Origin of the sequence: Haloferula sp. (assembly GCF_049672945.1) — a bacterium.
GTDB lineage: Bacteria > Verrucomicrobiota > Verrucomicrobiia > Verrucomicrobiales > Akkermansiaceae > Haloferula.
Genome location: NZ_JBATWY010000234.1, coordinates 1 through 20,299 on the forward strand (window position 1 = coordinate 1; position 20,299 = coordinate 20,299).

General features: G+C 59.3%; 13 protein-coding genes. 9 read left to right on the plus strand and 4 right to left on the minus strand.

Translation table 11 applies throughout. From position 1 onward, the window contains the following. Both WBG04_RS20305 and WBG04_RS20310 read right to left on the minus strand, forming a co-directional pair. A partial coding sequence (locus WBG04_RS20305; protein WP_424316553.1) for an Ig-like domain-containing protein occupies positions 1-1,627 on the minus strand: 1,627 nt, incomplete at its 3' end. A gap of 47 nt (positions 1,628-1,674) precedes the next feature. Continuing rightward, the gene (locus tag WBG04_RS20310; RefSeq protein WP_424316554.1) at positions 1,675-6,534 is read right to left on the minus strand and encodes a hypothetical protein; all 4,860 of its coding nucleotides are present in this window, start codon (positions 6,532-6,534) and stop codon (positions 1,675-1,677) included. 54 nt (positions 6,535-6,588) lie between these two features. Here WBG04_RS20310 and WBG04_RS20315 point away from each other — a divergent pair, with 54 nt between their 5' ends. Both WBG04_RS20315 and WBG04_RS20320 read left to right on the plus strand, forming a co-directional pair. Beyond that, a complete protein-coding gene (locus tag WBG04_RS20315; RefSeq protein WP_424316555.1) occupies positions 6,589-7,323 on the plus strand; it encodes an RNA polymerase sigma factor in 735 nt (244 codons plus the stop codon). A 110-nt stretch (positions 7,324-7,433) separates the two neighbouring features. After that, the gene (locus tag WBG04_RS20320; protein ID WP_424316556.1) at positions 7,434-8,948 is read left to right on the plus strand and encodes a serine/threonine-protein kinase; all 1,515 of its coding nucleotides are present in this window, start codon (positions 7,434-7,436) and stop codon (positions 8,946-8,948) included. Positions 8,949-9,051: 103 nt separating this feature from the next. Here the strand turns inward: WBG04_RS20320 and WBG04_RS20325 are convergent, their stop codons facing one another. Next, positions 9,052-9,723, minus strand: a complete 672-nt coding sequence (locus WBG04_RS20325) for a phosphoribosylanthranilate isomerase (RefSeq protein ID WP_424316557.1) — start codon at positions 9,721-9,723, stop codon at positions 9,052-9,054. A gap of 260 nt (positions 9,724-9,983) precedes the next feature. Between WBG04_RS20325 and uvrA the strand changes: the two genes are divergently transcribed. From uvrA to WBG04_RS20345, 4 genes are read left to right on the plus strand one after another with little or no spacing between them, the layout of a single operon-like run. Continuing rightward, positions 9,984-12,866 (plus strand): excinuclease ABC subunit UvrA, encoded by a 2,883-nt coding sequence (gene uvrA, locus WBG04_RS20330; RefSeq protein ID WP_424316558.1) that lies wholly within the window; start codon positions 9,984-9,986, stop codon positions 12,864-12,866. Positions 12,867-12,908: 42 nt separating this feature from the next. Then, complete coding sequence (locus tag WBG04_RS20335; protein ID WP_424316559.1) at positions 12,909-13,511, plus strand: RNA polymerase sigma factor; 603 nt, start codon at positions 12,909-12,911, stop codon at positions 13,509-13,511. Positions 13,512-13,519: 8 nt separating this feature from the next. Continuing rightward, positions 13,520-14,143 carry a hypothetical protein gene (locus WBG04_RS20340; protein WP_424316560.1) on the plus strand — a complete coding sequence of 208 codons (624 nt, stop codon included), beginning with the start codon at positions 13,520-13,522 and terminating at the stop codon, positions 14,141-14,143. A gap of 56 nt (positions 14,144-14,199) precedes the next feature. Beyond that, complete coding sequence (locus WBG04_RS20345; protein WP_424316561.1) at positions 14,200-15,216, plus strand: S1C family serine protease; 1,017 nt, start codon at positions 14,200-14,202, stop codon at positions 15,214-15,216. Positions 15,217-15,305: 89 nt separating this feature from the next. Here WBG04_RS20345 and WBG04_RS20350 read toward each other — a convergent pair whose 3' ends face one another. After that, positions 15,306-16,205, minus strand: coding sequence for a class I SAM-dependent rRNA methyltransferase (locus WBG04_RS20350; protein ID WP_424316562.1), 900 nt, complete (start codon positions 16,203-16,205; stop codon positions 15,306-15,308). 46 nt (positions 16,206-16,251) lie between these two features. Here WBG04_RS20350 and WBG04_RS20355 point away from each other — a divergent pair, with 46 nt between their 5' ends. The 3 genes from WBG04_RS20355 to WBG04_RS20365 form a co-directional block, all read left to right on the plus strand. Next, the gene (locus WBG04_RS20355) at positions 16,252-18,183 is read left to right on the plus strand and encodes a phospho-sugar mutase (RefSeq protein WP_424316563.1); all 1,932 of its coding nucleotides are present in this window, start codon (positions 16,252-16,254) and stop codon (positions 18,181-18,183) included. A gap of 37 nt (positions 18,184-18,220) precedes the next feature. Then, positions 18,221-20,002: an apolipoprotein N-acyltransferase gene (gene lnt / locus WBG04_RS20360; RefSeq protein WP_424316564.1), complete on the plus strand. Its 1,782-nt coding sequence runs from the start codon at positions 18,221-18,223 to the stop codon at positions 20,000-20,002. Positions 20,003-20,028: 26 nt separating this feature from the next. Continuing rightward, a partial coding sequence (locus WBG04_RS20365; protein WP_424316565.1) for a hypothetical protein occupies positions 20,029-20,299 on the plus strand: 271 nt, incomplete at its 3' end.

Here is a 20,299-nt window from a genome sequence, read left to right on the forward strand (position 1 = left end):
AGATAAAACCGACGCTGCTGTTAGAGCTCCACTCTGTCTTAGCCTCGCCATTGCCCGGATCGAACCGGAACTCCAAATCCAGTGCCGGATCATTGTCGTCACTGGCCACTGCTGTCAGCGTGATCAGCGCCCCGGGTTCGACGACCGTTTGATCTGCCGTGAAGGATTCAACAATCGGTGCCGCGTTTCCGGATACGGTTTCACCGGTGGAGAAAGTAAAGCTGTAGGGCTCCATGGCATTGCCAGATGCATCCTGAATCCCATCCAACACCACTTCGTAACTCGTGTTCGCTTGCAGCGGCGCGTCCGGCGTGAAGGTCAGGACGCCGTCGAAAGAGAGCGTGAACTGCGCGGCGAGCGGAGCGCCACCGACGGGGCGAATGAGGATGGTGTCGCCATTGATGATCGTGCGAGTTTCCAGCACTTCATGGATCAGGAGGCTGATCGGGGCGCTGACTGGATAGTTGGTCTGCCCGTCCTGGGGAAGATGGAAACCCACGGCAGGGGGACGCGTATCGGCGAGTTCCTGGTGGACCCAGGTTGAGACGCCCTGTTGATCACCGTAGCCGCCGAGAAGGACCAGATTCCCGAGCGGCAGCGCGAATTGGCTGGCATCCACTCCGTTCGCCTCGGTCGGGAAACTCAGCACGACTTCATGGGAACGCATGTCGAATTTATGGTTTCCCAGAAATGCATAGTCGTCTTGGAACATGACATACTGCGTCTGGTCTTCATCCGGTAATGGCGTATCGGTCACCCATTGCGGGTCACTTGGATCGGTGATGTCGATGATCCGGATGCCATTGCCGACCTCGTTGAATTCCTGACGGTAGGCCCAAACGGCGTAGAGACGTCCATCCCCGCCCCACAGACTCGGCCAGTAGCCACCGGCCCCACCGTCGGTCACCGTGCTCAGTAGCGCAGGCTGGGTGACGTCGCTGATGTCATAGATCGCAAGACCCGAGCGGTTTCCATCTGCGCAGTAGATCAGGAGATTTCCGACGATGAATGGGTAGCCGGCCACTCCGGTGAGCGAAAGATGATCCCAGGTCGCGGTGGTTTCCCATATCCCCGTCACCGGATTCATCCGCCTGAGCTGTGCGTCTTCCTGGGAGGGGAAATAGTTTCGATAGGAAGGCTCCGCACCGAACGGAACATACATCGCCCCGTGGCCTCCGACGCCGTATAGCGGATCCATGTCGGAGTATGAGACGTTGTCATTGGTGCCATAAACTTCGGTCGCTAGGAAAGAGCGGTTCATTTCATGGTTGTCCCCAAGCACCAGGGTGTTGTTCCGGTATAGGAAACCATGGGCAAGTATCGGGTGCCGTGTGATCCCGTGGGTTCCGAGTTCAGCCGGAGCCGCGACACCAATGTTCGAGATGTCCCAGGAACTCACCAGATAGTCCGAGAAGCCGACCCGACTCCCCGGCACCTCCGGGATCGTATAGAGCACGCCATTATGCCAGGCGATGATCGCGGAACGACCATCGAGCTCGGCAAAGGGCGCGCCGATCATGGTGCCTTCATTTCCGACACGATCAATGTTCGGAAAGCCGTCACCAATCGCACCAACAACCACTTGGTTCAGCAGAGCCGCGAGCGGAAGGATGGAGAGAAGTTTCATGCCATGGGATTGGGCAAAAGAGGCTTCTGGTTACAATAATTTGAAGATTAAGGCACGTTTACTTCGAGCCGCATGAAGAGGCGAGGCTCGCTGACGAGCTGATCCGCGCTGATCCGGGCCTCCATCATGAAGTGATCATGGTGATCGGAAACGACGCGAGTGGCGATTTCAAATTCGTCCGAAGGCCGCTCTCCCCCACGCCATTCACTCATGTCCCGTGACCAGGTCACCCGGCCTTCCGCACCTTGGGTTTCCTTTCCCTTGCGGTAGCGGAATACGAGGTCGCCGGCATCATCCCGCAAGATTTCGCTGACCGCCCCCGGGGACTCGGCGAGTTGCGGGTCGGTTGCCATGAAGGCCTCGACGGCATTGACTCTTCCATCGTTGTCGGGATCGGCATTCGGTCCCCAAAGGCTGTCTTCGAGCGCCGCGTTATCCACGTCGGCATCGCCAAACCGGGCACGCGCCCAGCTTTCATTGGCCGAGCCGATGTCACCGAAGAAGAACAGATATCCGGCATCGACTTGTCCGCCCTGATCCGCTTCCGGAGCACCTGCCACGATCAAATCATCCGTCATCGCAATCGCCGCGCCCATTTGGTCACCTGCGCCGGTTCCCTGACCGACGAGCTTGCGTACGAGTCCCCAGCCTCTGCGGACAGACTGATTTCTCTCAAAGACGAAGGCAGCCCCGATATTAAAACTCGCCCCCTCATCGTAACCAGTAGCACCCACAGCGACCTGGTCGCCCTTGACACTGACCGCCGAACCAAAAAATAAATTCTCAAGATTCGATGGATTCTCAAATTCCACGGGCCTCATTTTCTTCTCGCGGGTCCAATTGGATCCATCGCCAAAATTATCGATGAAGACCCAAGCCGCGCCGGTGTTTGTGGCCCCATCGGAATCACCGATTCCTCCGGCAATCGCGATGCCCCGGTCAAGTGCCACCGATCCCCCGATCCGGTCATTCAAGCCGGCTGATGGCGGAAAAGTATCGTAAAGCGACCAGCTTGCGGCACCCGGCGCTCGTTTGAAGAAAAAGACGCCGCCCGAGGCGTCTCCAGTCTCATCGCTCAAGGGAGCTCCCACCAGGATTCCGCCGTCACGATGATCGACCGCAGAGCCAAAGAAATCAAAAGGGGCCGCCGCTGGTTTGCCGAAATCATCAAGGTAGCCCCAATTGTTGGCACCGCCCTCATTGCGCTCGAAAACATAGACCCGCCCGGTATCAAACCCTGCCACAGTGTTGTCGGCAGGCGCACCAACTACGATCAGATCTTCGTCCACACTCACTGCCTCGCCAAAATCGTCGCCGTTAAGGACGCCCGCAAGGTCGATGCGGCGTCGCTGCCCCCAATTGTCGGCACCACCGGTATTGCGGCTGAAGACGTAGGCAGCCCCTCGCGAGTCCCACCCGGGAGCACCGATGACAATGGTGTCGGCCTGAATGTCGACAGAGTAGCCGAAATTCGCCCCGACTTGAACATCGCCCGCCAACAGGAGTTTCACAAAGCTCCAGCCGTTGGCTGTGGATGGATTACGTCGATAAAGATGCGCCGAACCCGCACTGAGGTTTCCGCTGACTGAGTCAAAAGGAGCGCCCGCCACGAGAAAATCGCCGTCCACCGCCACCGAGTAACCCAATTGGTCACCCGTGCTGGCAATGGCCCCGGCGGCACTCCCGAGTTGTGCCCAGGCTGCGGTCTGACGATGGAAAACCGCATAATTTCCGACGTCCGCATTATCGGAGCTGTTCCGGGCACCGGGAAGTCCGACGATGAGTTCGTTGTCGGAAAAGGAGAGCGAGGCCCCGAAGCGATCACCAAGCGCCCCGCGCGGATGGAAGAGCGTCGAGGCCGGTTCCAAATCTCCGGGCTGTCCCACTTCGTGGCGGTCGTAGGTGAAAACCGCACCCGTCGCGACCCCCGAGCGGAGCCGCCCGCTTGCACCGACGAAGAACCAGCGCGAGCCCATGCCGCTTGCACTGCCAAAGCGTTCGCCAGGAGCTGAATTCGGTGCCGCAAAGGTGGCTACCTCGCCCCAGTTCGCCGAGCCACCCTCGTTGACCGCGAAGAGGCGAGCGCGCCCTGCATCGGACGCATGGCCGGGTTCCCCGACGAGGAGGACACCCCGGTGGAGCGACAGGCTGGCGCCGAAATCAGCGTTGGCAGCTCCGAAGGAGCCATCGGGTTCCGGTATCGGCAGTGTTTGGTTTTCGGTCCAGACCACCCCAGCGGGCAGCAGGCTTGGTCGATAGACTTTGACCTGACCGGCGCTGATGACCACGCCGCCTTTTACAGCAGGCGAAAAGCCGTTGCGCTCAGGAGCGGAGAATGCCGCGTAGTTTCCGTCCACCGTGACCGCGCTGCCAAAACGGCCTCCTTCGGCAGACTCATCGATGATGGTCGAGATATCCCAGAAATCAGACCCGCCCTCGTAGCGATCAAAAACGTAGCCGAAATTCATCCCCGGAGCACCGACGAAGGCCCAGCGTGAATTCATCGCCACCGCAGTGCCATACTCGGCCCCTGCGGGCAGACCAGGCACGTCGAGCGTCTTGTGAAAGGCCCAGCCCGCCGCCTCCGTGCGTCGGAAAAGGTAAGCCCGCCCGGCATCGACCGCTCCCGGTTCGTCCCAACCAGGCGCACCGACCAGCAGCCAGTCTTCAAAAACCGCCACGCTCGCTCCGAAGCGTTCTCCTTCCTGGGGCACCGGACTGGTCAGGTTCGCCTCGATACCCCAACTCTCTTCAAGACCCAAGGCAGAAGTGAGAACCCAAACCCCCCCAGAGGTCGTTCCTGTGGTCTGAAAGCCCGGGATGCCGACAGCCGCCCGCCCGCGATCCATGGAAACCGCGTGGCCCATTTCTGTATTCTCAGGATAGCTAAACTCGGGCGCCCGAACCACCTGCCAGCGGGCGGATCTCCGAACCAGCGTTTCCACGGACCCGGCGTCATCTCCTGCCGTGAGGTTGTCGTAGGGACTACCAATCGCCATGGCATCGCCACTCAGCGCCACCGACCAGCCGTAGCGTGACTCGGCCTCCATGGGTGAGCTAATCAAGCGCTCAATAAAGCTCCAGTCGCTTGCGAGCCCGGGCGGGCTTTCAAAAAGGTAGGCGCTCCCAGCCTGATTGATTCCAAACGGCGACCAGAGGGGCGAGCCGATGACCAGGGTATCACCGCTCAGGCTGAGAGACTGCCCGAAGTTCGAAAAAGCCTCAGCATCCGGTGCCTGCAAGGCGGCCGACCATTGCCAATTTCCCATCACTGAACGACGAAAAATTGAAACCTCTCCTGCATCGTCGCCCGCAAAGGTATCCTTGAAAGGCGAACCGACCACGAGGGTATCTCCTTCCAAGTCGAGCGCCGTGCCAAAGCGAGCGAAAGTCGATGGATTGATATCCGCGATTGTTTCCGTCGAATGCGAAACAGGAAGCCCGTCGTCATCGAGGATAAACTCATGAATAATCACAATGCCCACATTGTCAGGTGTCCCAACGGTCTCGCCGAAAAGGGCGGAGGCGGCGATCGTGGTTCCCGAAACGCTCACCGCACCGCCATAGGCATTGTTGATGGTGGGGCTGTATCCCGTCACCTGCTCGGGAGCCGACCACACCCCGGAATTATCCCTAAAAAGCGCATAAAGGGCACCCGTGCCGGATACACCACCCGCACTGAAGCCGGGTGCCCCGACCGCAGCCACGCCCCCATCAAGCGCCACACTGCTCCCGAAGCGCGCGCTTTCTTCGCCATCCGCCGGATTCAACTCAAGCGCCAGCCCCCAATTGTCGATGCCACCAAGATCCCGTTCAAAGAGATACGCCGCTCCGCTTTGGAGGCCGGACGGACTCTCCTCAGGTGCTCCCACGATGAGAGTGTCACCGTCCAGTTCGAGGGCGAATCCGAAGAACCCTTCGAAGGTCGGGTTTGCCGGGAAAAGCCGCTTCAAGTGAGTCCAAGCTTGAACCACTTCGTTGAACTCGAAGAGATCCACCGCTCCGGAATCATCTCCCGCTGCTGAATCGAATCTTGGGATCCCCACGGCGAGGAGGTTCCCGGACATGGATAAGGTAAACCCAAAGAGCTCACTGGCTTCGGGGCTGATGGAAATAAGGTCATCGTTTTTCGTCGTCAGAAACGGATCGATCATCAGCGGATAAACGGCGTCGCGATCCTCGACATGGATGGCGAGTTCCCAGGTGCCGGTGTCTTCGCCATCGGCGACTTCCAGCGCCGCAGGCAGCGGACGCCCGGTGGCATCAAGAACGAGCAGACCGCGATAATTCAGCGCAGCCTCGCCCGTTGAATCCACAAACGAGACCGCGCGACCGTTCTCGCAAAGCTCGGGGCTGAGCGAGGTGCTCAGGTCCATCACGACGCGAAAGCCCTCGTCCGTCCGGTGACTTGGTGGCTCCGGAACATGAAACCCATGCTCAATGCCCCGTGCATCATTCGTGAACCATTCATCCATTCCATCCCGCCGGAAAGTCAGCGTCTCGTCGTCGACCTCATGCGATGCCACCGCTCCCCGGGCTTGCATCGAGAAATGCCACGGCTGCTTAAAATCGAGGGATTCCACCCGCAGACTTCCGTCGTCGGTGGACCACTGTGCGGATATTCTGTGACGGCTATTGCTGGCGTGAGCCGTGCCGTCGTGGTTGTGGATCTGATAGCCATCGGCTTCGTGGCGCTGGATCAGCCTTTGGATTTCCTGCGGGCTTGGAACGGCGGCGGGCGCGTTGGCGACTGGCTCGGAAAGGCTTGGAACCGGAGCGGTTTTAGAAACGACCGGAACCCGGTCATTCAATGGCTCTGACTCCACCATTTTTCGTGATGGCATTGATTTGAGCAGGATGATCGTTACAAGCACGAGAATGAAGACCGGGATGGCAAAGCGTTTCATTGGTGACTTCTGCTTGGGTTTTTCGCCGTCGCGGTTACATGGTTTCTAAGAAAAATGACACCCACGGAATCCAATCCCGAAGGCCGTGAATTCCGAGCGACCCGCTGGAGTCTCGTGCTGAAGACGCGTGGCGAGGGTGCGGAAGCCTCCCGCGCGCTCGGAGATCTGTGTCAGACCTATTGGTTCCCGCTTTATGCGTGGTGTCGGCGCTACGGCCTCTCATCGGCGGACGCGGAGGACATGGTCCAGGGTTTCTTCGTGCAGGTTCTGGAGAAGCGCCTGTTCGATACCGCCGACTCAAATCGTGGCAAGCTGAGGACCTTTCTTCTAACAGCTTTGCAGCGCCACGTAAGGGATGAAATGAGCAAGTCGCGGGCGCTTCGCCGAGGTGGCGGAAACGTGGTTTCCTTCGATGTGGTTGAGGCGGAGCAGTGGTATGGCGTCGAAAAGAAGGAAGGCGAAAGCGCGGATCATCTGTTCGACCGGCAGTGGGCCTTGACGGTGCTCGATCAGGCGGTGCGCTCGCTGGAAATGCGGGCGAAGTCGGAAGGCAAGGAGGATTTGTTCAAGGCGTTGCGGCCGTTTTTGACCCGGGAGGGAAGCGGTGCGGACTACGACGAGGCCGGGTCGGCGATCGGGATGAGAGCCGCGACTTTCAAGGTCGCCGTCCACCGCCTGCGGGCGAGGTTTCGCGAAGCGCTTCGCGCTGAGGTTGCGGAGACCAAGCCGGACGAGTCGAGCGTTGAGGAGGAGATCCACTATCTGATGGCTGCCCTGAACGATATCTAATTGGTGTTCCCGTCGAGGGGATGTATTGCTATCTACCAGCGGCCATGTCGGACGGTGCGCCAAGACCTTCACCCCACCCTCATCTCTCCGGGCTGCAACCCGGTCTCTTGATGGCGCGTGGGTTTTCCGATACGGATGACGAGAGTTCGTCTCCCGAGTTGCCCGGATACGAGATCAGGCGGCAGATCGGTCGGGGCGGGATGGGGGCGGTTTATCTTGCCCGGCAGATCGGTCTGGATCGCGACGTCGCGGTCAAGCGGGTGGCTGCCGAGCTGAAGGAGGATCCGATGTTCCTCGCCCGGCTGGAACTCGAGGCGAGGACGATGGCGAAACTCAACCATCCGAACGTCGTCACGGTGCATCACTTCGAGGTGCTGGGTGGCAATGAGGCGGCGATCGTCATGGAGTATGTCGAAGGAGGCAACCTGCGCGACCGGATCGACGAACATCCGGATGGCATGCCGCTTGAGGTCGCGACCCGCCTGATCCGGGAAATTTCGTCCGCCCTTGCCGCGGCGCACGCTGCAGGAGTGGTGCACCGGGACATGAAGCCGGAGAACGTTCTGATCGGTCGTGATGGCACGGCGAGGGTCTCGGATTTCGGGCTGGCCGCCCCGATGGATCAAGGCTCGACCCGGCTGACGCGCACCGGCACCACGGTGGGCACGATTGACTATCTGGCACCGGAGCGATTTCGATCGAATGAACTCGATGCCCGCAGCGATCTCTACTCGGTGGCCGTCGTTTTCTACGAGATGCTGACCGGGCAGGTGCCGCGCGGGAGTTTTGCATCGCCGCGCGCGATTCGACCGGAGCTACCGCGGCAGGTGAGCGACGCGGTGATGAGGGCGCTCCGGCCCGATCCGGCCGGTCGCTTCGATTCGATGGTGGACTTTATCAAGGCCATCGACGGGCAGGCAGGTTCGCGGAAGCGGAAGGGCTGGGTTCTTGGTGCCGGAGGCGCGATTGGTATTGGGCTCTTCACGGCCATGTGGAAGCCAGTGACGGCGCTTAGTGGGAAAGGCAATCAGGCGGTTGCACCAACAGGAATTCCGGATCCGGGGATGGCGGGGGAATGGAATGATGCATTGGTTGATGTCGCGCTTCGAGACGATGTCATTTCCGGTGGCTGGCGAACGGACGGGGATATGCTCATCACGGACCAGCAGGTTTGTGTCCTGTCGCTCGAGCACGAAATGCCGGAAGCCTATGATGTCCGGCTAAGGTTCACGCGCTTGTCGGGAGTGCATTCCATTGCGGTTTTTTTCACGGCGAACGGGACTCTTGGATCCCTTGATATCGATGGATGGGATGAGGGTCTTTCCGGAGTTCAGCGGGTGAACGGCCGGGACCTTCGCGAGACGCGGGGATTTCCTTTCCATATTGAGAACGGCCGGTCGTATGAGCTTCTGGTCCAAGTCCGGCCTGGACGAGTGAATGTTTCGATTGATGGGGAAGAGCGGGGAACTTTTGATATTGGACCCCACCCCTTGGGGATTGTCGGTCCATGGGAATGGGAAGCCGGCAAACATTTGATCTCCCTCGGTATCGGTTCCTATGAAAGCCCGACGCGGTTTGAGAAGGTCGAGTGGCGGGAGGTCGGGTCTCGTGGGCAGGAGGATTAGCGCCGCTTTGGGGATGAACTTACCACCAACGGGAAAACCGCTGCTTCGGGAGCTTTCTGTTGTACCTTGCTAGAGAAAAAGCTCGAGTGGACTTCGTCTGCATTCAGAACAGCGCGTTCAGGGCGGCGACTTTTTCAAAATCCTTGATGCCCGGCGATGACTCTGAACCTGAAGCCGTATCAAGGGCGGCGGGGTGAACAGTCGCCAGCGCTTCGGCGGCATTTTCGGGGACGATGCCGCCGGCGAGGATGATCGAGAGGTTGGGGTGCGATTCGATGAATTCGGCGGCGGCGATCCAGTCGATGGTTTGACCAGTGCCGCCGTAGAGACCGGGGGCGTGGGCGTCTAACAGGAGGGCGTCGGCGGGGAAGTCGGCGGCAGCCTTGAGGTCGTCTTCGTTGCGGATGCCGAGGGCTTTGATGACCGGGATCTTGTCGTCGAGGTAGGCTTGGGCTTCCTCTCGGGATTCATCGCCGTGGAGCTGGACGGCATCGATGAGACCGCGCTGGAAGAGCTCGCGTGGATGATCGGGGTCAGCGTTGACGAAGACGCCGACGCGGAGGATTCTTCCAGCGAGAGGTTTGAGGAAGTCAGCGTCGTCGGGGTTGAGGAAGCGCTTTGATTTGGGCCAGAAGTTCACGCCAAGCGCGTCGATGTGCATGGTGGCGAGGCGCTCGGCATCGGCGGCGAGGGTAACGCCGCAGATTTTCAGCGAAGGCTTGTTGGGATTGAGGAAGTCGCAGAGCACGGGGAAGGCATAAGTTCCAAGTTCCAAGTTCCAAGTTCCAAGTTCCAAGTTCCAAGTTCCAAGTTCCAAGTTCCTACGATGGTGGCTCTGGATGGAGAACAACGAAACGGCGCGAAAGAGCGCGAATTTTTTTGAGTTGAGGAAAGGCAGGTAAGGGAGCTCATAGATTGTGGGTTGGGTGCCTTTCGTGGTTCGAAATCAAACGGCCTTTCAAATTTCGCGGATTTTCGTGCGATTTCGTTGTTGGGAATCTTGCTTGGGTTCGGGTTTGGACTGAAAGTCGGCGGGTGATTCGAATTCGTGGGGCGAGGCAGCATAATTTGAGGAACCTCGATTTGGAGTTTCCTCGGGAGAAGCTGGTGGTGATGACCGGGCCGAGTGGCAGCGGGAAGTCGTCGCTGGCCTTTCACACGCTGTTTGCGGAGGGTCAGCGGAGGTTTGTGGAGTCGCTCTCGGCCTATGCGCGGCAGTTTCTCGATCAGCTGGAAAAGCCGGATGTGGATGCGATCGATGGGCTGAGCCCGGCGATCGCGATCGAGCAGCGGAGTGGCGGGCTGAATCCGCGGTCGACGGTGGCGACGGTGACGGAGATTTATGAGCACTTGCGGGTGCTGTGGGCGGCGGCGGGGACACCACATGATCCGGAGACGGGCGAGAAGTTGGAGAAGATGAGTTCGGCGGACATGGTGGCAGCGCTGGCGGCGGAACCGGAGGGGACGAAGCTGGTGCTGCTGGCTCCGGTGCCGAAGGAGGATGCGGCGGATGCATCGAGCTTGCTTGGCGATTTGCGGCGACAGGGATTTGTGAGGGTGCGGGTGAACGGGGAATTGCTGGATTTGGAAGAAGCCGAGCAGAGCTGGCCGGAAGCGGTGGCCAGGGTCGAAGTGGTGGTCGATCGGCTGGTGGTGAGGGAAGGAGTGGCGTCGCGCCTGGCGGATTCCGTCGAGACGGTGTTGCGAATTTGTGGGAGTGAAGCGCGGGTGCTGGTGCAAGCAGTTGAATCGGATGATTGGAATGAACGTTCATTTCAAACAAGTTATCGAAACGCACGAACTGGATTTACGATCAGTGAGTTAAGTCCGCGTCACTTTTCCTTCAATTCGCATCTGGGAGCCTGTCGGGGCTGTGAAGGGCTGGGTACGGAGCGATTCTGTGATCCTGGATTGCTGGTGGATGATGTGAACAAGCCGCTGGTCGATGGGGCGGTGACTGGCTGGTGGAAGCCGAAGGCGCAGCGCGGCAAGATGTTCGCACGTGAGGCCGCCGCGGTGTTGAGGATGTTTGGTTTGGCGGAGGATGCGAGCTTCGCGGAGCTGCCGGAGGAGGCTCGGGCGCTGATTTTTTATGGTGGGGAATTGGACACGGGGTGGAGGGTCGGGGTGGAAAAAAGGAAGCAAGTGAAGAAGTATGAGGGGCTTTGTCCGGAGGCGGAAAGGAAGTGGATGTCGGCGCCGTCGGAGGCGGTGAAGCGCCGGATTGGGCGGGTGATGGCAGAGCGGGCGTGCCGGGTGTGCGAGGGGAGGCGCTTGAAGAAGTCGATATTGGCAGTGAGGATTGAAGGCGGCTCATTGATTCATGCCCGGGACGGTCATGCCACGGAGGGCGGGAGCTGGCTGGGGATCATGGATTTTTGTGGGTTGCCGGTGGAGGAGGCGCTCGAGTGGTTGGAGGGGGTGAAAGTGCCGGAGGATCGGGCGGCGATTTGTGGGCGACTGGTGGAGGAGCTGAAGGAGAAGATCGGGTTTTTGAATGAGGTGGGGTTGGGATATTTGGGCCTGGATCGATCGAGTGGGACGCTTTCGGGCGGCGAGGCGCAGCGGATTCGTCTGGCGACGCAGCTGGGGAGTGGGCTAACAGGAGTGCTCTACGTTTTGGATGAACCGAGTATCGGTCTGCACGCGGAGGATACGGGGAAGCTGATCGAGGCGCTCAAGCGCTTGCGTGACCGGGGAAATACGGTGGTCGTGGTGGAACACGATGAGGCCATCATTCGGGCGGCCGACTGGGTGGTGGAGTTGGGGCCGGGCGCGGGCAAGCATGGTGGGCTGTTGTTGGCGAATGGACCGCTTGAGAGTTTGTCGGAGGAGTCGCCAACGAAGAAGTGGCTTAACGGAGCGAGACGCTCCTCTCACGGCCTGCCCCGGGCCGGGGCAGCTGCATTGATCAAGGAGGAGATTGTGATTCATGGGGCGAGGGAGCACAATTTGCAGGATCTCGAAGTGAGGATTCCCTTGGGCTGCCTGTGCTGTCTAACGGGTCCGAGTGGCAGTGGGAAATCGACGCTGGCGGATGACATTCTGATGCGGGCTTTGAAGCGGCATTTTCATGGTTCGGTCGACCGACCGGGCGAGCACGACTCGATCGAGGGTTTCGAGCATTTGGGGAAGGCGGTGATTGTGGATCAGTCGGCGATTGGACGCAGTCCGAGGTCGAATCCGGCGACCTTCACCGGAGCATTTGATTTGATCCGTCAGTTGTTTGCGAAGCTGCCGATGGCTCGCCAGCGTGGCTATGGGGCGGGTCGATTCAGCTTCAACACGCGGGGCGGTCGATGTGAAAAGTGCGAGGGAGCGGGACGTTTGAAGATCGAGATGCACTTTCTGCCGGATGCGTGGGTGCCTTGCACAGCCTGCGGCGGTCGGCGTTTCAATCGCGAGACGCTCGAACTGACCTTCAAGGGTCTGAGTATTGCCGACGTTCTCGAGATGAGCGTTAATGAGGCGGCGGGAGTGTTCGGGCCGGTGCCGAAACTGAAGCGGCTTCTCGATACGCTGGATGAGTTGGGTTTGGGGTATCTCAGGCTCGGGCAGCCGGCCAACACGCTTTCAGGAGGGGAGGCCCAGCGCCTCAAGCTGGCGGTTGAGCTTTCGAAACCGGCCGCGCCGCATACCTTGTATTTCTTCGATGAGCCGACGACCGGGCTGCATTTCGGGGATGTCGAGCGCCTGCTTGCTGCCTTCGTCCGCTTGCGGGATGCGGGACACAGTGTGCTGGTGGTGGAGCATCAGCTGGATGTGATTTCGGCTGCCGATCATGTGATCGATCTGGGGCCGGGAGGTGGGAAAGAAGGCGGGCAAGTGGTGGCTTGTGGGACGCCGCTCCAGCTAGCGATGAATCCGGACTCGCCGACGGGGCGGGCTTTGGCAAGAATCTGGGGCGATTCCTGCTAGGAAATTGGAAAAACAAATCGGACTGATAGAATCGTTAAGAGTATGGAAACCCCGAATGATCCATCGTCTGTGACAGAAGCTCCAGCCACCAGTCTTTCGCCGTCGGCCAGTGCTTGGCGTGCCTGGATCCAGGAAATGGGTCCACGTCTCCTGCTTTTTGCAAGGCAGCAGACGCGTTCCAGCGAGGACGCCGAGGATATTCTTCAAGACGCCTTGGTGAAGCTCGTCGGGAAATTGGAGTCCGGGGAATTCAGCGGCGGACAGGAGGCCTGGATGCCCTACCTTTACACCACCCTGAGACGGCTCGCGATTGACCTGGGTCGAAAGGATGATCGACGTCGGCGCCGGGAAGACGTGGTCACGATTGATGATGAGAGGGCCGCGATGGAGGGTTTTCACCCATGGTTCGACGGCGACTCCTCGGATGGTGAGACGAGGGACTTGATTGAGGCTGGTCTGAAGGAGCTGCCGGAAAAGTTCTCCGAGGTGATCGTGATGAAGATTTGGGGAGAGCGGACATTTGCGCAAATTGGCGAGGCTCTTGAAATTTCTCCAAACACCGCGGCCTCGCGGTATCGCTATGGACTTGAAGCCTTGCAGAAGAAACTCGGCTCCGCCCGCCGTAAGGGCGATCTTTCGATCTAAGACACGACATGGAATCCGAACTCCAGGAACTAGAAGCGCAACTGCAGGGAATTCGCCCTGCGGCCCTTGATGATGCCTTGTTGGATCGTCTGACGGGGGCCGTTGCGGGCACTCTGCAGCAGGTTGATGGCGGGCTACGCTCGGTTGAGGCGGCTGCGACGCGTGTCGAGCCTGCGGCTCTGAGTTCTGATTTGACCGCGCGCTTGGAGAAAGTCGTTCAAGGAGTTCCTTTTCCAGTGGACGAAAAAGTTGTGCTGTTCCCGCGGGGAGTGGCGCCTGTCGAGAGTGGCGAAGTTAAGAAAATTTCACCGAAGTGGTGGGCGGCAGCGGCTGCGGTCGCGCTGGCTGGCGGGCTTTCGGCATTGATGGTCAGTCCACCGAAAGAGACATCGAAGAAGATTGTCGCGGCTCCTGCCCAGATCAATTCTGGCGCGTTTGTCCCGGCTGGATTCAATAGTGGAGTCAGTGGAACGGATGATCTGGGAGTGATGTGGACGGACCAGCAGAAGCCCGTCCGGGTGGTGCGCGTGGTCTACAAGGATGTGCTGAGGCTCCTCAACAACAAGGGTGAAGAGGTTGAGGTGGAGGTGCCGAGAGTGGAATACCTGATGGTTCCCGAAAAAATTGACTGAGTTTGAACAAGTGAGATGAACTACGACGCTTCTAGTAGTGTAAATACATTTGAATCATGAAGATTACCATTCGCCATTTTCTCATGCTTGCAGGGGCTGCCAGTCCGCTGCATGCGATCGAGCCACCTGTAGAAGCTCCGCCGATTCCGCCGAGAAGCGCGCCGGCCGAGAAGACTGTGGTCCCGCCGCGGGCGGTGCCTGTTGTTCCCGAATTAGAGGCTCCCAAGGCGGTGCCGGTTCCAGATGAAGTGGCTGCGCGACCGTACATCGGAGTCATTCTCGATCCAGTTCCCGAGCTTGTGTCCGCTCATCTGAAACTTGCGGAAGGCGAAGGTTTGGTGATCGGCGACATGGTCAGCGGAGGCCCAGCTGAGACGGCAGGTTTGGTCGTAAATGACATCATCACTCGGGTGGATGGCGTGAGCGTGGGATCGTCCGAGGAAGTTCGTCGACTGGTGGAAAAACACGCGATTGGAGATCAGGTTTCTCTGGAAGTCATTCACAATGGGGAACGGCAGAATCTATTGGTGACCCTGGGTGCGGCGCCGGATCTCGAATCCGGAATTCCGCAAGCTGGCTTGTCCTTCGATGGTGCGGGAGATCTTGAAGGGTTTCTCGGAAACCTTCCTGAGAAGCATGCCGATCTGATGCGCCAGGCCATGGAGCAGCGCTTGCAGGCACTGGGTCAGTTCGGGGGCGGCAGCACCATGCCCGACAACTGGCAGCGCGATCTGCTCAAGAAGATGGAGCGCGGCATGAAGGGTGGAGGAAACGGTCTGGATTTCGGCGAATTCAAGGCGGAGGCCACGGCGCGTTTGTTCGATGAAGAAGGGAGCATCGAGGTGAAGGGTGTCGATGGTCAGAAAGACGTGCGGGTTTTCGACAAGGCCGGCAAGTTGGTCTGGGAAGGTCCTTACGATACGGAAGAAGACAAGGCCGCCGTTCCGCCAGCGATTCGGGAGCGCATCGACCGGGTCGATCTCGACATGAACTTCCAAGGCGAGGAACTGTTCCAACAGGGCATCCCACGCTTCAAACCGCTCGATGATCTTGAGCCCGACAGCAGTCGGTGAGAGCGGATTTGATCCGTTTTCATAGGCGTCCGAATTGAACCGAAGGGTTCATCGGGCGCCTTTTTCTTTACTCACAGAAACAGCGAGTATCACTGGCCCGCATCGACCCAAAGGGACTTCAGGTAGGGTTCATGGGTGAAGTCGCTGGGCATGGGAGCCGATTCGATGCGCACCGCTTTTCCGAAACCACTTCTGATCTGACGTTTGAAGCTTCCTGGGTCGAGCTGGCGGCAGTTGGTACAGGCGAGCAGGAAGCCGTCGGGGCGGAGACAGGCGGCGGCGAGTTCGACGAGATGCGGATAGTCTTTTTCGACGCGGAAGACCTTGCCGTCCTTGTCGCGTGAGAAAGTCGGAGGATCGAGGACGATGCCATCGAAGCGGCGACCTTGTTTGGCGAAACGACGAAGCCAGTGAAAGGTGTCGCCTTTACAGAAGTGCTGGGACTCGGGGTCGATGCTGTTGAGCGCCATGTTCCGTTTGGCCCAGTCGATGTAAGGTTGCGAGAGGTCGAGGGTTGTGGTTTCGGCGCCGCCGAGTGCGGCCACGACGGAAAAGGCACCCGTGTAGGCGAAGGTGTTCAGCAGGGTGCTTCCCGACCGCATCCGCTCTCGAAGATTTTGACGGTTGTCCCTTTGATCAAGGAAGATGCCCTGGGAGTATCCGGACTGGAATGAGAGCTCGAAACGGACGTCGTTTTCCAGGATCTCGAAAGGCTCCGTCTGTGCGGGGCCGAAAAGGTGGGTGGGGGACTCCTTTTGATGCTGGTCGAGGCGCTTCCAATAAACGCTGCGCCCGGAGGCGCGGAGCCCGTGCTTGAGGTCTGCGGGAATCGAGGCGTTGCGAGTGGAAAGCAGCCAGCGCCCCGCAAGTTCTTCGAGTTCAACGCCCGGGAAGCCGTCGCCGGAGTCGTCGATCAGGCGGAACGCATTGGTGTGGGCGTTCGGAAGGGTTTTCCGGCGGGCGATGGCGGATTCGAGGAGATCACGCATGGACGGCATTGCCATGAGCGAGATGGCCGCTAGCATCCAGCCTCAAATGAGCGACCTGTCAGCGATTCTCGACCAAGCCTGCACGAACGGAGACCTTCTTGAGAGTTCTCGGGAAAATATCGATTTGCTTCTTTCGGGGGCGGCCAGCCCGATTCCTGAGGGTGCCGTGAAGGAGTTGGCGGAAGGGGGTGAGTGGCAGGAACTGAACGACCGGTTTTTCAAAACGCTGGCTTTCGGCACCGGCGGATTGCGCGGTCGGACGATCGGGCGGGTGGTGACCAAGGTCGAACAGGGCGAGGGGGGACCGAACGAACGGCCGGAGCATCCCTGTGCGGGCACCGCAACGATGAACTTTTTCAATGTCTCGCGAGCGGTGCGAGGCATGATCACCTACGTCAAGGCCCACGTCGGATCGGAGCGCAAGCCACGAATGGTGTTTGCTCATGACACCCGCCATTTCTCGCGCGATTTCGCGGAGTTCTGCGCGAAGGTTTGTTCGGAACTGGGTTGCGATGCCTATCTTTTCGATGATGCCCGTTCGACGCCTCAACTGTCCTTCGCGGTGAGGGCCCTGAATGCGGATGCAGGCGTGGTGCTGACGGCGAGTCACAACCCGTCGCACGACAATGGCTTCAAGGCCTACTTCAATGATGGGGCTCAAATCGTCGAGCCCCATGCCTCGGCGATCATCAAGGAAGTGAACGCGATCATGAGCGAGCGCTACGATGCGCTTCCTGAGTCTGAGCAGGGAACGGTGACGATTCTTGGTGCCGACGCCGATCGGCAATACATGGACAAGCTGAAGTCGTTGTTGATGCAGCCCTCATTGCTTGAGGGCGCTGCCGCGAAAGTGGTGTTTACCAGTATTCATGGCACGGGTGGTCAGATCACGGTGCCGATGCTGCGTGAGCTCGGTTTCGATGTGATGACGGTGCCCGAGCAGGAAGTGCGGGATGGTCGCTTTCCGACGGTGGCTTCGCCGAATCCGGAGAATGCGCCTGCGCTTCAGATGGGCGTGGACCTTGCGGAGAAGGAAGGTGCGGAGATCGTCATCGGAACCGATCCGGATTCCGACCGGATGGGTGTGGTGGCGCGCGATGGCAAGGGCGTGATGCGCTTGCTGACCGGGAATCAGATTGGATCCTTGATGGCCTGGTATCGGGCGAAGGCGGCCTTCGACATCGGTTGGCTGAATGACGCCACCAGGGCGCGGGCGATTTTTGTGAAGACCTACGTGACCACCGAACTGCAGAGCGCGATCGCGGCGAAGTTTGGATTGGGCGTGGTGAACACGCTGACGGGATTCAAGTACATCGCTTCAAAATTGAAGAAGTATGAGGACGCGATCCCGGCCGACAAGAAGGGCGACTATCGTTCCCTGGACGAGGATACGACCCGCAAGCTGCGTCTCGAGTATTCACGCTTCTTTCTTTTCGGTGGTGAAGAGAGCTACGGCTACCTTGGCTGCGACTTCGTTCGTGACAAGGATGCGAATGGCGCGGCGGTGATGTTTGCTGAAGTCGCCGCCTATGCGAAGTCGGTCGGCACGACGCTGCCGGACCTGTTGGATGATATCTATTCCGAGTTCGGCTATCATGAAGAACGCGGCAAGGCGATGGTGATGGAGGGTGCCGATGGCGCGGCGAAGATTCAGGCCCTGGCCTCATCCTACTCGATCAACCCACCGACTGAGGTTGATGGTTCCGCCGTCGAGCGCGTCCGGGATTTCAAGACGCAGGATCTCTTCGATGAGGAAGGCGATGAATTGCCGAAGGAAGGGATGTTGTTCGTCGAGTTGGCCGATGGCCGGTCCTTTGCCGTTCGTCCGTCGGGGACCGAGCCAAAGATCAAGTTCTACCTCTTCGGCAAGACCGCACCCGGCGGGGAGTTGTCGGATGCCAAAGCGCGAGTTGCGGCGGGGCTCGACAGCTTGTGGGCCGCGATTGAAGAAGATGCGCTGAAGCGTAGTTCGTCATGAGGGATTCTCTTGGCGCGGCCGCACTCCGAATTGACGAATGAAAGGCGCGGCGTTCAGGCTGGTGGTGGCGGCGATTTCCGGTCTGGGAATGGCGGTCACCCTTCCGCCCTATGATTGGAGCGGCTTGGTGTGGGTGGTGGTGATGCCGCTGCTTGCGATCATTTGGTCGGTGAAGGGAAAGAGGCCGGGCTGGAAGGGTTTCGGGATCGCTTGGTTGGCGGGACTCGCTTATTTTCTGCTGAGCTTGCACTGGCTCTCGGTGGTGAGTCCGGCGGGGTGGGTGGCTTTGTCGATGTATTTGGCTCTGTTCGTCGGGCTATGGGGGGCATTTGCTGCGAAGTGGGCGAACCCATGGCGCGTCACTGAAGCCGTGGCTGATGAGTCGAGCTTGGAGCGGAAGCTGCGGGAGAAATCGAGGGTAAAGGACAGTCATTGGAAGCAGTCACTTGGATCGCTGCGGGTGGCCTTCGCGGTTGCAGCTCTTTGGGCAGGCTTGGAATGGCTGCGCAGTTGGTTGTTCACGGGTTTTGGTTGGAATCCTCTGGCCACGGCATTTCACGACACACCGGTCATGGCTCAGTCGGCCGATCTTCTCGGGCTGTGTGCGCTGTCTTTCGTCCCGGTATTTCTCCAAGCGGTGGTGGTCCAGACGGCGCGGCGGCTTTTCATCGAAACCCAGGCTGGAAAACTACGGCCGCACGTGGATTTCGGCGTGGCGGCGCTCATGCTTGCCTTGTGTTTTTGCTACGGTGTTTGGCGGCTCAACACGACGGGGAAGGGCGAGGCTGTTAGGCTGAAGGTTCTCATGGTTCAACTCAACATCCCGCAGGATGCCGCACGGCGTTTGTGGTCGGCTGAGGAAATCCACATCGCCTATGAAGAAGAGACGCTCGGCGCCTTGAGGGCCATTGAGGAGCAGGACGTGCTTCGTTTTCGTGAGGCCGCGGAAAAAGGTGAGGAAATTGAGCTTCGCAGTCCTGACTGGATCATGTGGCCGGAGTCGTCGCTGACCGGAAGAATCATCCGGACCGATGATGGCACTTGGGGCATGTGGGATGAGAACATGATCACCTTGAACCGGATCCGGGAAGTCGGGGACTACACGGTGGTGATGGGCTTGAACGAAGTCGAAGGGGAGTTCTTTGGCGAGGATCTGGTGCGGAAGGAAGACGCCCGGGTTTGGAACTCGATGGTGGTGCTGCCGCCGGATGGCGAACTGGAGGTCTACCGGAAGCATCATCTGGTGATCTTCGGTGAGTATATTCCGTTGGTAGAGAAGCTACCCTTCCTCAAGAAAATCTACGAACAGCAGTCCGGAGCGGAATTCGGAGGATCCTTTTCGAGCGGAGAGAGCTTTGAGCCGCTTTCGATCAAGATCGACGGGGAGGATGTCGAACTTTTGCCGACGGTGTGCTTCGAGGACACCGTTCCACGGCTGATGCGGAAATTCGTACGCGGTGGTCCGCAGCTGATTGTCAATGTGACCAACGACGGATGGTTCAAGGAAAGTCCCGCGGCGGCGCAGCACTTCGCCAATGCCAAGTTCCGGGCGATCGAGCTGCGTCGGCCGATGATTCGCTGTGCGAATTCGGGGGTGAGTGCAGTGGTGAATCCGGTGGGTTCCACGGCTCATCCGGATTCAGGTATCATGCAGGAGATTCGCGATGAAGAGGGGAGTCATCTGACGCGCGGCTGGATACTGGCCGAGATTGACATACCGAAGCTGTCACCGGTTACGGGGTATGCCGTAGTTGGCGATTGGGGTGTGATCGGTTTGGGGATTTTGGGTTTCGTGACCGGGATGACGCGGAGAAAGTGAAAGCCCGAAGGACAGATCTGGTCGCGATGGGCTTCTTGATCGCGGCCTTTGCTCTGCTGGTGCTGTCTCTGGTGATGGTTCAGGAACGCTGGGAGGATCCCTATTCGGAAAGCGGGTGGAGGGAGACACGAGGCTATGAAATGTGGATCATGGTTTTTGATGCCTATCGTATCGGTTACATCGGTCACCTGTTTACCTTCGTGGCCGCTGCTTCACTGCTAAGTGCTGGTGTTACCTTGGTTTCGCCTTTTTTGGTGGGGGTGCTGATCAGATCGCGTCCGCTTTGGTGGCTGGTGG